This window comes from Photorhabdus luminescens subsp. luminescens (genome assembly GCF_001083805.1).
Taxonomy (GTDB): Bacteria; Pseudomonadota; Gammaproteobacteria; order Enterobacterales; family Enterobacteriaceae; genus Photorhabdus; species Photorhabdus luminescens.
The window spans coordinates 426,290-443,547 of the sequence record NZ_JXSK01000001.1 but is presented as its reverse complement, the minus strand read 5'-3'; the positions used below and the strand labels follow the sequence as shown (position 1 = coordinate 443,547).

The window sequence follows — 17,258 nt, the reverse complement described above, 5'->3', positions numbered from 1 at the left end:
AAATATTTCCTTATTACGCTATTAAAATCAACTTAATTATTAAATAGATGATAGTTCTATTTTATTGAATCAGTATTAATAATTCGAAATAATAATAACCGTTTCTATTCAATTAAAAAATCAAAAATATAAAGCCCGTATATAATACACAGGCTTTATATAAATTCTGAAAATAATTACTGCGTAGCTTATAAGAATGGCGTGATATTGCCAGCCCCTTCCCGTATTACAACCGGCGTATCTTCCGTTAAATCAACTACGGTAGTAGGTTGTTGCCCTAAATATCCTCCATGAATAATTAGATCAACCAATTTTCCCAAATTATCTTTAATTTCTTCAGGATCAGATTCAGCAAAATCATTACCAGGCAAAATCAGGCTAGTGGACATCAATGGCTCGCCCACTTGTTCAAGAAGCGCCAAAGCAATTGGATTAGATGGAACACGTAACCCGATGGTTTTCCGCTTATCATTCATCAAACGACGAGGCACTTCTTTCGTCGCACGCAAAATAAACGTGTAATTGCCCGGTGTATTATTCTTAATCAGACGAAAAGCTGAATTATCGACATAAGCATAGGTCGATATCTCCGACAAATCTCGGCACATTAAGGTGAAATTATGATGACTGTCTAACTGGCGGATACGGCATATCCGAGTCATCGAATCTTTATCTTCCAGATGGCAACCAATCGCATAACCGGAATCAGTTGGGTAAACAACCACTCCACCCTTTTTAAGCACATCCACACTTTGCCCTATTAAACGCGGCTGCGGATTATCAGGATGAATATAAAAAAACTGGCTCATAAATTACCTCTTAATTTTATGTAGCCCCTACAGTGACCAGTTGCGCCATATTGGTACCACATCACCGGGTAACCACAATTTACGCCCTAACTCTATCCATGAACAAGGCTGGTGAAAATCAGAACCTAACGAAGCCATCAAATTATATTCCCGCGACAATTGACCGAGATATTGCCGCTCGTTAGGCGCCTGTTGGCACTGTGCAACTTCCATTGCATCACCACCATGTTGCTTAAACCAGACAATCAGACGCTTCAACCATTTGGTCGATAAATCATATCGTCCCGGATGAGCAATGACTGCTTGACCACCTGATTGATGAATGGCATCAATAGCTTGTTCAATTGTACACCATTGCGGCGGAACGTATCCGATTTTTCCCTTTGCCAGATACTTTTTAAATACTCTCGCTATTGTTGGCTCCCTGCCTATTTCAATTAAATAACGGGCAAAATGACCTCGTGTCACCTGTCCACCATTCGCTAACCGATTCGCCCCCGCCCAAGCATCGGGAATACCCACCTTTGCCAATCTGCGACCTATTTCAATTCCTCTCTCTTTTCTGAGTTCAGTTTGTTTTCTGAGTAATGTGACCATTGCATTTGATTGAATATCAATGTTCAGACCAACAATGTGAATCTCCATATTTTCCCACAAGGTGGATATTTCAACCCCCGATATGAGCGTTAACGGCAAATCATGTTGGTTGATATATTCATGGGCCGGCAAAATAGCATCCGTCGTATCGTGATCAGTCACGGCCAATACATTAACGCCCATTGCCACCGCTCGCTCGGCCAACTCTGATGGTGAAAGTAAGCCATCCGATGCGGTCGTATGGCTATGAAGATCGTAAATTGTCACCAAATCAGTGACTAAATTTGTCATTATTCTTTTCTCTGCCCAAATACGCGATGGGATAGCTTAACGGTAAATGGGAGCATTTTACAGAAAGAACGATGTTCAGCCCTAAAATGTCAGGCTGAACATGATTATTTTAAGAATAAAAAAATTGACGGATAAGAAAAACGATATCCCTTTTTATTGGCAAAGAAGAATTAACCGGCGCTTTTTTCATCTAACCAATAGATTTCAAATAATAGGGCTTACCCGGATTATAAAGTGGCCCCATGTCGATGGTCTCATCATTAGATTTAGCGATATAACCCATCCCTTCTCTGGCCGCATTCGCCAACAAACCGCAATCTTGGTCACCTGACCAAGAAAATATCCCTCCCAGTTTATTCTTAGCGACATATTCCGCTTTCTGCTTCACTGTGCGAGGGGTATCTAATGAGATAAAGTGCCCCCTTTTTCGCTAAACAAGAAATCGGCATCGGCATTGGTATCTGTCATTAACACAAAGCCATTTTTCCCAGTCGCGAGGGTGTGTTCACTATCCAGATAATTATTAACAATATCAAAGAACTCAGGTGAACCTTTTTCCATTGTGCCTAACGCATCGCCAGTTTTATTATATTCGCGCGTTTCAAGATTTGCCCCTTTACCTGCGCGACCATAGTTAGCATAGCCTAAATGAATTTTCTCCAAAGGTACGCCAAGCTCCTGATGTAAATAATTGATAGCCACTTCCGCGGATAAATCAGACTCACCTGACGGATCAGGATCTTTTGGCGAATAGAGATTCGTATGATGGCCGATATAAGGGGCCCACCCGGTACCAAAATAGTCGTAACTCATTAAGAAAATATTATCCAGACCATTTTTGACTAATTCGGCAATATTGGATGTTGCTAATTTCGTTTTTACACCACTACAAGCAATAGAGATCTCTTTTCTATCCTCTCGCCCAAATCGACTATCCAAAGACTGACGTAATTCTTTAATTAACAGAGCGTAATGTTCTCCATCCTTCGGATCGAAAACGTTTCCATCCTCACCTGGGCTTCCAGGATATTCCCAGTCAATATCGACACAACTGAACATAGGAAAGCGCTCAAAAAAATCAACAATACTGCTAACAAAAACGCCACGTTTTGTCTCATCAGCGGCCATCACGGAAAAATAACCGGACATACTCCAACCACCAATACTAAAAGCTAATTCAAGTTTATGACCCGCTAAACGCGCTGTTTTTTGCAATTCACGTAACCCACCTAATAAACCGGCTGCTTTCTTTTGTTGATAAAAAGGCAGAAATGTTCCTGCATTAATATCAGTATTAGCACTTTCCTTAGGTAATCCCACATTACGGGCAGTTCCTAAATCACCATAAGGATCAAGCGGGACAATATGGCCTTCCGTAATTTTAATTTCACTCTGGCTATTCCAGCCATCAGCAACTTCTTTAATCTTCTTCCCTTTTACGCCAGTATCACCGTAAATACCCAAAAAACTGAATATTAATTTATCATAGGCAGTCACATTGATCGTGCTTAAATCAAATCCTCTTCCTCGATCATCAACTGTTTCATCATCACCATCTAAGCGCGCATCATATTGGCACCAATCAGTAATATAAGCAGAAAGTTTCGGTCTGGATTTATCACTTTCATATTCATTAAACATCGGGCGGCAAACACGCGTCGCAGTATAAGAAAGATTGCCCGCTGAACCATCCGGTTTAAAATTAACATCCGATCTTTGATAGGTTTGTTCTGTAATAGCATCCGGTTGTAAAACCGGTGAAGGAATATCTTCGGTTGGGTCAACACGCCCATCGGTAGGATTTCCATGTTGTTTTATCTCTTCATCCGTCGCTTGACGAATATATTTCCAGGCATTATGCGGTGTTCCCTCTTTAGCCTCAGGATCGGGAATATGCCAGCGCTCAACCCAATAGGTATTGGTATAAACGCCACCATTAAAAATAACATTATAAACTTGGCCGCCTGCCTGATTATTCCATGCAGTTAATGGTTCACCAATAATATCACTTATGTCGGACATGGATTTCGATGAGGTATAAGTATATTTGTTTACCATTTATAAACTCCAATGCGATTTATATTTAGCCTCCACATAAATAGAAGAGGCTAATTTGAATGTTAATGATAACGAGTAAGAACTTTAAATTCAGATGACTGATTCATTTAATTCTTAATGCCCGTCATGCCAAATCTGGGTTTTCCTTGTTCAATAATGCCTTAACAGCCGTGCCAAATGATGCAGACCCTTCTTGCGCGGTATATCGAATATGAAGAATAACATCGGTCAAACTTTCTAAATCCTGCGAGGTATTGGTAAATTGGAAATTCCAACTCGATCCTACCCCTACTCCCTCAAAGGGTAAGAAACGTTCATCATCAAAATTAAGCGTGAACATTCCGCTGTCATTAATACCCGTAGATAAAGCGATTTGTTGATTAGGCTGTATGCTGCGGACCGTATAAGGCGTTTCCGCCCGAATGCCTTCTTTTAACATCTTTTCAACAGTTTTGAGGTCCGCTTTTGTCGTATAACTGCTTACACCCGACAAACTTAATTTGGCGCAGATATCTTCATAAGGCCCAATTAACATAGGCAGCGTAACTGAAACAGATTTAATCCGCCGATTAAATAACCCCGGATAATCTGCACCGAATTGTTTTAACTCATCCAAATTAAAGGTGATTGCATTATGTGATTTCAGCGCTTTGAGATTATCTTCCCAAGACTCGCCCAATAAAGATTTAAGCGAAATCGTTTTGATAATTTCCAATTTACGTGAATTTTGCTCAACATAAGTGCGTTCCATACGTTGCAATGCCAATTTCAAATTTTCACCGACCAACAGCCCTTGGTAGAGATCATTCCAACTCGCGCCATCAATAAAATTCTGCTCGCCTAACCCAAGCTCATACTGTAAAGAAGCCTGCGCGGATAAACACAACGATGAAACAGCATCATAAGCTTGTAAATAAAGGCTTGAGATCTGGCTAATCATCCAGGTATATAAACTTTCATTAGTAAAACGGCTGGAGAAATAAGCCAACAGTGCCTGAGATTGTTGCTGCTGCGCTTCAACTTGCGCCAAACGCTTACGTGCGGCGCTGACCTGCAATTGCTGAATATTAATCTGCTGATCAATAGATTTTGCTTCCCATTCAGCCTGTTTATATTGCAGCTCCCACTCCTGCCGGCGACGGCGATAAGATTCGGAAACACTGAGGCTGTCAGCCTTAGTGCTATCAGACTGATGTTTCAAAGTTGCTATTTCAGCAACTGCATTTAAAGCTGCCCCCCAATGTGAACCCCCAACAGCCAATCCATAAATATTGGGGACTAAATCCAATGCCGCCGCTGCCGTTCTTGAGACTTGCGAAGCTAATAAGGCAGAAGATGCTTGAGCCTGTAATTCAATAACCTGCTGCTCCGTTGACGAAATATTTTCATCATAAAGACTTTTATAATGTTCGTACCGCTCCTGAGCAGATTGTTTGCTTATCTGCAACGCATCAAGACTGGCCTGATTAATATTGATATCTTGTTGTTGGAGGTCAACAGCAAAACGGTAGAGATCATTATTCTGAACCATCTGGAATGATTCAAAACTCAAATTATCTTTCCGCTCTAATAGGCTTAACAACGTGCTGCCAAATTGTATCAATGTATCAACGCCCGATTTCGCCCGCGCCAACATCGGTTCAAAGCGATAATTCGGCACTCTGAAATTCATTCTGCTGGCATTTCTGGCAGCAACAACCCGCTGATAACGCTGATTCATTAATCCACGAGGAGAAATTTTCGAATCATAAAGATCCATAGAAATTTCTTTACCATCCAACGTTAAATTATGGCGTAAATTGTAAATCCGGTTTTCTATTTTATCCCACAGGGCCGTTAACTCTTCATTAATCGGTTTCATAAAGAGATCATTATCCAGCGCACGAATCGTTTTATCATGAACCACTGGGGCATAAGGCAAAGGATAACTGATCATCTCCAATGCGCGTACTGCGCTACTCTTCTTATAGGATGCATCCTCAAGAGTTATTGGCTGCCAGGAACTGGCTAATTGAAGATCGGGACGCGCGCCTAATAATGAACTTGCCGTTGCATAGCTCAGACGCGCCAACGTTCTGGCCGTAGGCTGTAACTTGCGATATTCCATATCGCCCTGATCGATAACATTCTTAACGTAGAAGTTAAAAATAGCTTTACGATAATGAATAGGTTCACTGGCAGAAATTGCATCAGGATCAGCCGGTTCTATCAGACTGCGTAATCTTTTAGGCTCGTCAATTATCGGACGACTATTCCAATAACGTGGCTTATCTTGTTCCAACGCCGGTTCATCATTACTTTCAAAAGGATTAAAAATAAACTTAATCCAACGACTGGCTTCTTCATAACGCTGTTCGACATTAAACCGCCAGGCCACCATAAATGGCATATGGAAGAACAATTCCCAGAAATAAATACCATTTGCCCCTTTAAGGTCGATAGGTTTTGAAACGTTGCCGGTAATCGGCTCTTCATGAATATTTTGAGTTTCCCAACTGAGAACTTTGTCCAGTTTTTGACTCGCCTTACTAATTAACTCTTTTGCAAAAAGGGTATTTAAACGAATCGCCTTGTCAGAATACCAACTTTCTGGTTGCTCCTCTGACGGCTCTTCTTTTGGAAATTGTAAATATTGGGTTTGTTTCGTCTGTTTAATTTGGATCTTGTCACGAAGTAATTTACCTACACTCAGTTTTTGCTTAATTTTACCGGCAATATCTCCAGTATCTGACGGCAGACTAAAACCTGTAACAATTATCACATCATTTCGATCACACCGCTTCAATGGCACACTTAATTTTGGATTATAATCTTCTGGTGTCAGTATCTTATAATCAAGCCAACACCGTTCACCCTGACTATCTTCCAGCCAAATACAATAAAGGATATTTTTACTTATGCTAAAATCATATTGATACGTTGAAGTGGACGTCAAATACATATTCAATGTCCCATCAACATAAGTCGCATCCAGCTTGAAATCGTCTATTTTACCTAATTGTCCTTCAAATGTAGGTGGTTCGGCTATCGGCCACTTCATATTATTATTTACGGGATAAAGAACTAATTGCTTATATTCCTCTGGCCCGCCATTCGAAGGTTCCCGAAAATAGAACCAGACTAAAGCAGCACCATATGCATCCAGATCAGATAACCTTGAAGTGGATTTAGGCAAATCCGTTGCTTCCATTAATAAGTTGTCACAAACATAAGTGAAAACTTCATCATAATCATAATTTTTTTTATTCTCATCCTTACCTTGCAAACGCACAAATGCGACCAACGCTAAACGATCAACATCTCCAGTACGGTCGAGCACCGCAATCAACTCTTTCATAGAGTGATCAAGTAAATCTTCACGAACAGTAGTGCCGGTACTCCAGGTACCATCAAATGCCAAATGGGCCAAATTAAGCTTGGTACGATATTTAATACTATTATCTTTATCTTGTTTTTCTTCAGAAACTTCAAACCAACTAATATATAATCGGTTATTTAGAATAATCGGACGAATAACACTATTATACGCATTTTCTAAAGGAACATTAATCAGCTTCCACTCACCCCAAGCGGTAGGATAGAGTTCATCAGTCTGATTATTACGTTGTTGGGCATCTAAAGTTCGCCAAAAATAACGGTAAGGTTGAGTACGGGTCTTGGCAATAAAATAGATCTTATCATCGGCAATATCAATACCATCTTCGTAACCAGCAATAACTTCTAAATTACTCACCTCTTCAAAATTATTCAAATATCCCAATATCGCTTTCTGAGCAACATCATCGGTAAGTTTGCCTTGATTAAGCGCACTTTCAAGTTGGAAAAAGAATTCGGTTTTAGTTAAACGTAATGTGGGATCAACATAAACTTCTGGATAAATAGCCAATTGTTGATTAGCCGCCCAATAACCGTAACGATTAGCAAACTCCTGCCAATTGTCTGCCTCTTCCTGAGTCATGGATAAACCTGACTCTAAATTCAACACAATACGGTTAATATATTGTTGTACCGATTGGGTCACATGGGCAACACGGGCTGTTTTGACTTTGGAAGAAACCTGAGTGTCTAACAATAGAAAATCATACAAGTCATCAACGTTTTTAATTTTTTCACTCTGAGATTGAAAAGCGGTATCATGCGGAACAATCTGACCAAGATAATAGTCAACCAATGCATCACGCAAATTTTCCTGTAATGTTGCTTCAATTAAATTAGACATTATCATCATCTCCTTGCGCTTTTAACGCAGCCATTACCGCTTCACCGATGCTTTGGAAAGCGTCAAAACTTGAATTAACATCAAGTGCGCCAGCACCCAATAAAGGCTCAACGGATAAATTGGTTTTCACATAAAATTGTTGTAGCCGTCGTATCCAATCTATTTGAGATAAAGTCATGGCACGTTTTCTTTCTAATCCGCCTTTATCACAAGCAAGATAAATTTCATCAACATCCCAATCTAATATTTCAGCCAGCAATTGAGCACATTTATAATTGTCATCGTCCTCTTCTGTTTTTGGTAATATCTCACCATTAGCGAAAGTAAAATACTCCTGAATTTTATCTTCATTTTGTTTCGCATTTTCCAGTAAATCTTGATAGCGGTTCAATAGGAAAATTTCATCTAATGACAATGATATTTCTGTCGTTTCATCTAAGTTTAGTCCAAGCCATTTAGGATTTGTCAGACGCAATAACAACAGATTATTGCTTATGCTCAATGCATTAATTAATTGAGTATAAACTAACAGACTATAGGTCAAGTCCAGAAACTCTTTTTTAATATCTTCAACTTTTTCTGGCGTATTATCTAATACCAGTTTCAGTACTGAATAGACACCGCTTCCTAACCAACGCAATTGTAGTGGAACGATATCTCTTGAGACCCCATATTCGCCCGCAATAGCGCTAGATAATAGGCTTTCTTGTGCAGTTTTAGCTTGCAATATGATCTGCACGACAATATTAATTTGATTATTATCTGGGTTTATCTTTTTATCCTTTACAATATCTTCAATCTCTTTCCTTAGAGACTCTTCATCTGTTTTTCCCCATACCAATGGAATATCTTTGACTAAACCGTTATCCTTATCGAAAACGCCATTTTCATCTGACAGAACGGTCCACCAATCTATATTATTTATTTCCTGCCGATTAAAATCAGATTCTTGTAAGCGTACATTATCAGTAAGACCATCGGAAATTCCCTTATAAAAGGTTAACATGCCACTTGTTGGTACCACTGGGAGCTGAGTTTTACCTAATAATAAGGAAAGTTTAATCGGTGTCAGTTTTGTTTTAGCCAACCAAGAAGTCAAAACTTCCATTTGAGCAATAACACTGAGGATGTCATTTTTCTCTCCTAAAGCCGGTATATTTGCCAGATATTCGCTTTTATCCGTTAAAATATCCGACAGAATTAATCCATCTTCCGCAGAAAAACCAAATAATCGTGGAATCGTCACTAAACGATAAAGTCTGGATACGACATCAAGATTACGCGCCAATTTTCCAGAAGAGAATTTCAGTGCCTTCTCAACAATAGGGGCAATCACTTGAAACGTAGATAAAGAAATAGCTAACCCAGCACACAATTGTTTAACTGCTTTCGCTCCATCTCCTTGATTTTCTGTATAATTAAATTCTTTTCCATCCAGAATTAAAGGCTGGTCAAAAAGTTTAGATTGATTAAAAAGCTGATCAAAAAATGGAATATTATTGCTAATAGCAAATGGCGTAATTTGGTATATCCATCCAGCAAATGTTTCCGGTAATACTTTATATTGTGTCGATAAATGGCGGAATAAACCCAACGCTCTTAATGTATTATTAGAAATAGTCAGATCGCTATTGTTTGGTTCAGCTTTTATTGCTGAGGTTACCAATAAATCAAGCTGATGATAAGGTAACGATAACCAACGCTGTAAACGAATAAAGCGATTCATTCGATCATAACGAAAATCAGAAACTGCATCTATTTCACGTCCAGAATCCGTTCTCACAATGCTTAATGCATCCAATTGTCCCGCATTGATATAAACACCGCCATAATGGTAAGGTTCAGGAAAGTGTTCTGATGTTTGACCACTACCAAAAATAGGGTTAGAAAATACCACATTTGGCGAAACTAAAGGCCGAAAATCACCACTACTAAACAAATGTTCGAGATCTGTCACTTTCGATCCTGTCTGTTGACCAAAAGAGAGAATCTGTTTTAATTTCACACTTTCATCCGCAGAAACACCATAATTATCCTGGAAAAATTGTTCAGCTTCCGGTAATAATTCTGATTGTGAAGTACCTTGTTTAGCAATCGCAAAACGGTAAGTCATTGTCAGGAAATTAATACCTTCAATATTTACCGAACTATTATTTGTGTCCTCTTTGGGTACCGCAGCATAAACTGTCATTTCACCAAAGAAAGGGCCATTATCTAAATTACCAATTGTACTATTGTCACTTTCTACATAAGTCAATTTTAACTGTCGGCTAAATGGCGATGAATTATTAAAAGGTTCCATCCTCGCTTTTATGCGATTGTAGGTCAGAACATTTTCACCACGAAGTTTAACGTTGATCTTCTCTTTAGCCTTATTTTCGCAAGTGATGACAATTTCATCATAGGCTTTATCAACATTATCACTCAACAATGTTGGGCCTGTGATATTTTCATCAGCATGAATAATATAAGCATGTTTTGCAACATCACGCTCAGGTAATACTTCTGTTGTGCTGGCACTAAAATAGCTGTTAATAAGTTGCTCGCGGGACAAAAAGTTTTGTGCAAATGGACTTTTCTCTGTCAGTAAAGTCATTTGTTCCTTACTTAATTCAGTATAGGCAAGCAAAGCCTGATCACGCTTTTCAGTTAAAATATGCCAGGGAAATTGTTGATCCACCTGCTGAATAATCGTGCCTAATTCAGTCTCTTTTTCAGCCAAGCCTTTATTGATCTGTTGAGAAGGTAAACTATAAGGTAATGTAAATGGAAAACGAGTCTCTCCCAAAACCTGATTAACCGGTTTATCTGCATGGCCTGTCTGATCAATATATTCCCTAGCGCTTTTCGACAACACATCATTCACAATAGATATTGCCGTAATTTCTTTGTAAAGATTATCACTATTCAGTAATAAGTCAGGAATATCAGCACGCCTTTGCTCTAATCCCACCGCATTATTGGAACCATCTAACTCTATTTGTTGTACAAACTTATAGAGATCAAGCAGGTAGTTTACCGGGCTATCAAGAGCCTCAATAGCATTTGGCTGACAGAAATCATCCCAAGGTTCTGGAAATAAACTGCTATAATCAGGTAATTTTTCTTCCTCATCAGTATTGTCACTAATATAAGAAGAATATTTTGCCTGATGACTCGCTTTTATTAATGATGCGCCATCGTAATCTCTCAATTGTCTTTGCCGATAACTTTGTACCAATTGATTAGCCGCACTCATCGCTTTATCAAAAATCACCTCTGCATGACCCGATAAAGATTGATTATGGCGTTTAATAAATCGCTGTTTTGATACTTCAACAATATCAAAAATTGAGTTATAACCTAGACGTTGGAGTGTATTAACCAGAGTAACCGTGGAATTATTTTCATTCTGTTCTGAGTTTGACAACATATAACTTGCCGGCAATATTCGCGCTGCTGATGGTTTTACTTCTGCCGCCGCAGCCAACAACGGTGATACTTTTGTTATACTTTGTTTTTCACGAGAAATGCTTTTATATTTATCCATTGTATTATTCCCAACCTAATTAATCGGAAACACTTGAATAGCACAGTTATAGAAACTATAACCACTTTAAATAGCGAGATTTTTTCAAGTATAAATTCAATTTAATTTACATGCTTCACACTGTTTCTCTTTCGGTTTATCGTAAGAAGGAAGTTCACCACCACCATCGAAATAAAACGGTTCCATGTCAATAACTTTTTTAACTGCTTTACGGCCTAATCCTTCATGAGCCGCATTGGTTAATAAACCATTATCCTGATCGCCGCTCCAAATAAATAAACCACCAAGTCCCTTTTCTTTAACATAGCGACCTTTTTCCCTGACTGAACGAGGCGTATCTAATGACATAAATACTTTGAGATCTTTATTATAAAGATAATCAGCCTTAGCAATCGGATCATGGAAAACCGTAAAGCCATTACGGCCTATTTGATTTTCATAATCAACATAGTTATAGATAATATCTGTCCATTCAATCACACCATGTTCGAAACTCCCTACCGTAGATGTTCCATCAGTATATTTCCCAATGAGTTGTTCATTATCCTTACTGTCTAACTCCGCAGTTCTGGCATTACGAGTATAGCCAGAATAACCGATATAGATAAATTTCTTATTAATACCTAAAGAGATAAGATAGTTAACTGCGTCATCGACGGAATATTTAGAATATTGATCATCCTTATTGCGATAAAGATTGGTATGATGAGAAAGTTTTCCATCGCCTAATGTAAAGAAATCATAAGTCATTAAGTTGATTTCATTAACACCGGCGGCGATCAATTCTGGAATATGTGCTGCTTTAATTTTTTCTATATCGGCGGAAGCTGCAATACTAATTCCTTTCAAATTACTGATGTTTGCATTCTTTAAGTCCTTAATTAGCTCAACAAAATATTTATAATCATCTTCGTCGTATTCATTATTGTCCCCCGCAGAACCCGGATATTCCCAGTCAAGATCAATATGGGTTAGCATGGGAAATTTGGTGTATAAATCTTTAACACCGTCAACAAACCGTTGGCGCAGTTTCTCATCACGACAAACTTTATAAAAAGCACCGCTCATTGACCAACCGCCAACACTGACAGAAATTTCCAGATCTGGATTTTCCTCCTTGAGTAAACGTAAACCGCCTAATACTCCCTGGGCTTTATCTTGTTCATACAACTTCCAATCGTCATCCTTCCAACCACTAAAACCACAATTAAGGTAAGATCCAACATCTGCCCAGGAATCAATCGGAATAGGTTTGCCTTTATGATCTCGAAGTATATTTTCATCAGTATCTCCCATCTTCCACCCATCTTTAGCCGCTGTCATGATGGTTATTTGCTTTTCTCCGGTATCACCAATAATACCTGCAAAGCTAAAGATAATTCTTTTAAATGGCTTTCCCTGGTCTTTATCGCCTTTAAAGCGCATTAAATCAGCACTTCTGCCGCCATTCTTTTTAAAATCATCTTCGCTTGCTGTGTCAACTAAACGCGCATCATAGATTGACCAATCAGATAAATAACAGAAAACACCAAAATCATCGTTCTCCTCGTAAATATTAAAAACGGTTTTAGCAAGTCTTGTCGGTGTATACGATAATACGCCATCGGTTGTTTTAGGATCAAAACCATTTAACCGATAAGTTTTTTGCGCTGCGCCTTCTTGCGAATCCTTAACCTTATGTGGATCAGTTTCATACACTAATTGGCTATCTGCTTTTGGTTCATTTTCACTCATATTTTACTCCACTAATAGTACAATTATTTTAAACATCAGAGAGTTAAATCATGGCAACCTATGCCAGAATTAAGTAGAGATCTATAAGTATTCAGATTAAAAATCGTTCCCCCCGGTATACTTATAACGTATTGAATACAAAGGATTACATAGCTTATCTGTATAAGGATTCAAATTTTAAATAACACAATATATTAGAGCTCTGAATGTTACTTCTCACTGTAATATCCGTTAAACCTCTTTTTTTCATATACAGATATAAAAATTAATAATCTCTTGCCTATTGACTTAAACAAAAGTCAGCCAATCCTGCTTTTTAACTAACAGTTACTACTGCTAAATTCTTTTTTACATAAAAAATAATTTATATATTTAATGAATTAAATATATATCATGAATATATCGTAAAATGATAATATGAGTTATTTATGACAGTAAGATAATAATTTTATTAAAATTGAATAGCCAATCTCTGGCTATTAACATATTTTATGTTACATCGTAATAAAATGCCCGCCAATTAACCTTAAATTTTCTCTAGTAATATTAAAATAGGGTTAGAAAAACGATCGTCCCTACCTCTAACTGCATAAACTAATAAACGCGCAAAAAAATCCTTGACACACCAATTCCGTTCCAGTTTACTAGTACACGAGTGAGAATGATATTGTCTTGTATACCATCTATATCAATACAAAAGAGGCACTGAAAATGGCTGTATTTATGACGTCTATCCGTTGGTGGCATAACTTCCCAGTAAGGGCGGTACGGTCACGCACATAAATTAACAGTGCCAAATTACCAAAACCCGCCTGATCAGCGGGTTTTTTTATATGTGTAACTTATTAATAGGACGAAAAAATGACGGATAAACAACCCAAAATCACCGTAATCGAGCAGGAAACCGCTTATCAACCCGATCCTACTCTGCTATTCAACCAACTCTGCGGTGAGCGACCAGCAACTTTATTGCTAGAATCTGCGGAAATTAACAGCAAAAAAAACTTAAAAAGTCTGCTGATTATTGATAGCGCCTTGCGCATCAGCGCCAACGGCAATCAGGTTACTTTTGACGCTTTGACAGAAAATGGCCGGAATTTATTACCCATTTTGGCTGACAAACTTTCCAGCAACGCCCAATCTGAAATGACACATAATGTTCTTCAAGTTACCTTCCCGCTAACCAATCACAATATAGATGAAGATAATCGTCTGAAAGCGGTATCCGTATTTGATGCGCTGCGTGCTCTGCTTTCACTGGCGGAAGGGCATTCATCTCCAGATAATGCAGAAGCAATATTTGTCGGCGGTCTTTTTTCCTACGATCTGGTAGCCGGATTTGAACCCTTACCCGCCGTAAAAACCGTTCAACGCTGCCCTGACTTCTGTTTTTATCTCGCAGAAACGTTATTGGTGATCGACCACCAAAATAAAAATGCACGTTTGCAAATCTCCCTTTTCAGCGATTCTCAGACAGAAGAGCAACGCCTTAAGCAACGATTAAAAACATTAGCGAAACTCATTACCGAACCGACTGAACCCGTAAAACAAATCTCTCTGCCAACCATGAAAGTTTCATACAATCGGGATGACAATGGCTATGCAGAAATGGTGGCGCAATTGCAGCAATATATCCGCCAGGGAGATATTTTTCAGGTAGTTCCATCAAGACGCTTCTTTCTACCCTGCCCGGCACCGCTTCATGCTTATCAAAAGCTTAAATACCGCAATCCAAGTCCCTACATGTTTTTCATGCAGGACAAAGATTTCTGTCTGTTTGGCGCTTCTCCTGAAAGCGCGCTTAAATATGATGCATCCAATCGCCAGATTGAAATTTACCCGATCGCCGGTACCCGTCCCCGTGGGCGCAATGCTGCCGGCAAGCTGGATGCCGATCTGGACAGCCGAACCGAACTGGAGATGAGAACAGATCATAAAGAATTAGCCGAACACCTGATGCTGGTTGATTTGGCCCGTAATGACCTGGCTCGCATTTGTAAACCGGGCAGCCGCTATGTCGCCGACCTGACAAAAGTTGATCGCTACTCCTTTGTTATGCATCTGGTTTCCCGCGTAGTGGGAACATTGCGCCATGATTTGGACATCTTTCATGCTTATCAAGCTTGTATGAATATGGGCACCCTTACTGGCGCACCAAAAGTACGCGCAATGCAACTTATCGCTCTCTATGAAAGTGAACGTCGGGGCAGCTACGGCGGCGCAGTCGGTTATTTTACCGGCAAGGGGGATATGGATAATTGTATCGTTATTCGCTCTGCCTACGTGGAAGATGGCATAGCGACTATTCAGGTTGGCGCAGGTATCGTATTGGATTCCGAGCCTTTAGCCGAATCCGAAGAGACTCGTAACAAAGCAAAAGCCGTCATTCGTGCAATTATTGAAGCTCATCAGGCAGAGGAGATTTTCTGATGGCAAATATTCTTCTACTCGACAACGTGGATTCATTCACCTATAACCTTGTCGATCAATTACGTAATCATGGTCATCAGGTTGTTATCTACCGCAATACTGTTGCAACTGAAATGATTATGCAGCAATTAAGAATGCTGTCTTCTCCGCTATTGATGCTTTCACCGGGGCCGGGTAAACCGTCTGACGCAGGTTGTATGCCTCAATTACTGCAACAAATCATCGGCAAAATCCCAGTGATCGGCATCTGCCTTGGGCACCAAGCCATTATTGAAGCCTATGGCGGAGAAATTTCCGCGGCTGCCGAAATCCTACACGGCAAAGCTTCTCTGGCAGAACACGATAATCAGGCTATGTTCGCTAATCTGGAAAACCCTCTACCGGTTGCACGTTATCACTCTCTCGCGGGTAACAAAATTCCATCTGAACTGACTATTTCTGCCCGTTGTGGTGATACTGTTATGGCGGTTCGTCACAACAAACATAAGGTTTGTGGATTTCAATTTCACCCAGAATCGATTCTCACAACTCAGGGCGCTAAATTGCTTGAACAAACGCTAGTCTGGGCACTAAATTAAAGGGGAGATGATAATGCAGGCTATTTTCAATAAATTGTTTAACGCGCAGACATTGACACAACAAGAAAGCCAGCAACTATTTGCAGCCATTATTCAAGGAGAATTAAGTGAATCACTACTCGCTGCTGTACTTATCAGCATGAAATTACGTGGTGAACAACCCCAGGAGATCGCCGGCGCAGCCCAGGCATTACTGGCAAATGCCCTGCCATTTCCACGGCCGGATTACACTTTCTGCGATATCGTCGGAACAGGCGGCGATGGTACGAACAGTATCAATATTTCAACCGCCAGTGCTTTTGTCGCTGCAACTTGCCAGCTTAAAGTCGCCAAACATGGCAACCGCAGCGTTTCCAGTCAATCCGGTTCTTCTGACTTGCTGGCAGCGTTTGGCATCGCCCTTGATATCAGCGCGGAATGCGCCCGTAGCGCACTAGATGAAATCGGCATCTGTTTCCTATTTGCACCGCAGTATCATCTTGGATTCCGTCATGCAATGCCGGTACGTCAACAACTGAAAACCCGGACACTCTTCAATATATTAGGTCCTCTGATCAACCCAGCTCGTCCGCCGCTGGCTTTAATTGGCGTTTACAGCCCTGAACTCGTTGAGCCTATTGCCCGCACTTTGCAGGTTCTCGGTTATCAACGGGCCGCGGTTGTTCACAGCGGCGGCATGGATGAAGTCGCACTGCATGCGCCAACGAAAGTTGCAGAACTTAATGATGGAGAAATTATCCATTATCAATTAAACGCTGAAGATTTTGGTTTACAACATCATCCAATATCCGCATTAAAAGGAGGTTCACCCGAGGACAATCGTGAAATGCTCAGTTTATTGTTACAAGGACGAGGCAAGAAAGCTCATGCTGATGCCGTTGCGGCTAACGTTGCCCTGTTAATGAAAATTCATGGACAGGAAAATTTACGTCATAACACCCAACAAGCTCTCGAAGCCATTCACAGTGGCCGAGCTTATGAACGAGTCATAGCACTTGCAACAAGGAGTTAAC

The 17,258-nt window shown here is 39.8% G+C and carries 10 protein-coding genes and 1 other annotated feature; of the genes, 3 read left to right on the top strand and 7 right to left on the bottom strand.

The annotated features are described in order from the left end of the window. Positions 1–188: 188 nt before the first annotated feature. The 7 genes from TI10_RS01760 to TI10_RS01735 form a co-directional block, all read right to left on the bottom strand. The gene (locus TI10_RS01760) at positions 189–809 is read right to left on the bottom strand and encodes an L-threonylcarbamoyladenylate synthase (RefSeq protein ID WP_049581444.1); all 621 of its coding nucleotides are present in this window, start codon (positions 807–809) and stop codon (positions 189–191) included. Between the two features lie 27 nt (positions 810–836). Further along, positions 837–1,697, bottom strand: coding sequence for an RNase RNM (rnm, locus tag TI10_RS01755; protein WP_049581443.1), 861 nt, complete (start codon positions 1,695–1,697; stop codon positions 837–839). Positions 1,698–1,887: 190 nt separating this feature from the next. Beyond that, a complete protein-coding gene (locus TI10_RS26320) occupies positions 1,888–2,085 on the bottom strand; it encodes a hypothetical protein (protein ID WP_279615309.1) in 198 nt (65 codons plus the stop codon). Positions 2,086–2,099: 14 nt separating this feature from the next. Next, on the bottom strand, positions 2,100–3,755 hold the full coding sequence (locus tag TI10_RS01750) for a glycosyl hydrolase family 18 protein (RefSeq protein ID WP_279615308.1): 1,656 nt from the start codon (positions 3,753–3,755) through the stop codon (positions 2,100–2,102). A gap of 124 nt (positions 3,756–3,879) precedes the next feature. Then, the gene (locus TI10_RS01745) at positions 3,880–7,974 is read right to left on the bottom strand and encodes a Tc toxin subunit A-related protein (RefSeq protein WP_049581442.1); all 4,095 of its coding nucleotides are present in this window, start codon (positions 7,972–7,974) and stop codon (positions 3,880–3,882) included. Then, positions 7,967–11,503 carry a Tc toxin subunit A gene (locus tag TI10_RS01740; RefSeq protein WP_049581441.1) on the bottom strand — a complete coding sequence of 1,179 codons (3,537 nt, stop codon included), beginning with the start codon at positions 11,501–11,503 and terminating at the stop codon, positions 7,967–7,969. Before TI10_RS01740 ends, TI10_RS01745 begins: the two co-directional genes overlap by 8 nt. 96 nt (positions 11,504–11,599) lie before the next feature. Then, a complete protein-coding gene (locus tag TI10_RS01735; RefSeq protein ID WP_049581440.1) occupies positions 11,600–13,237 on the bottom strand; it encodes a glycoside hydrolase family 18 protein in 1,638 nt (545 codons plus the stop codon). Between the two features lie 732 nt (positions 13,238–13,969). Beyond that, positions 13,970–14,070: a sequence feature (Trp leader region), on the top strand. A gap of 28 nt (positions 14,071–14,098) precedes the next feature. Here TI10_RS01735 and TI10_RS01730 point away from each other — a divergent pair. The 3 genes from TI10_RS01730 to trpD are packed head-to-tail and all read left to right on the top strand — an operon-like array spanning position 14,099 to position 17,257. Continuing rightward, the gene (locus tag TI10_RS01730; protein ID WP_049581439.1) at positions 14,099–15,667 is read left to right on the top strand and encodes an anthranilate synthase component 1; all 1,569 of its coding nucleotides are present in this window, start codon (positions 14,099–14,101) and stop codon (positions 15,665–15,667) included. After that, complete coding sequence (locus tag TI10_RS01725) at positions 15,667–16,245, top strand: glutamine amidotransferase-related protein (RefSeq protein WP_049581438.1); 579 nt, start codon at positions 15,667–15,669, stop codon at positions 16,243–16,245. Before TI10_RS01730 ends, TI10_RS01725 begins: the two co-directional genes overlap by 1 nt. Before the next feature lie 13 nt (positions 16,246–16,258). Further along, positions 16,259–17,257, top strand: a complete 999-nt coding sequence (trpD, locus tag TI10_RS01720; protein WP_049581437.1) for an anthranilate phosphoribosyltransferase — start codon at positions 16,259–16,261, stop codon at positions 17,255–17,257. Position 17,258 lies beyond the last annotated feature (1 nt).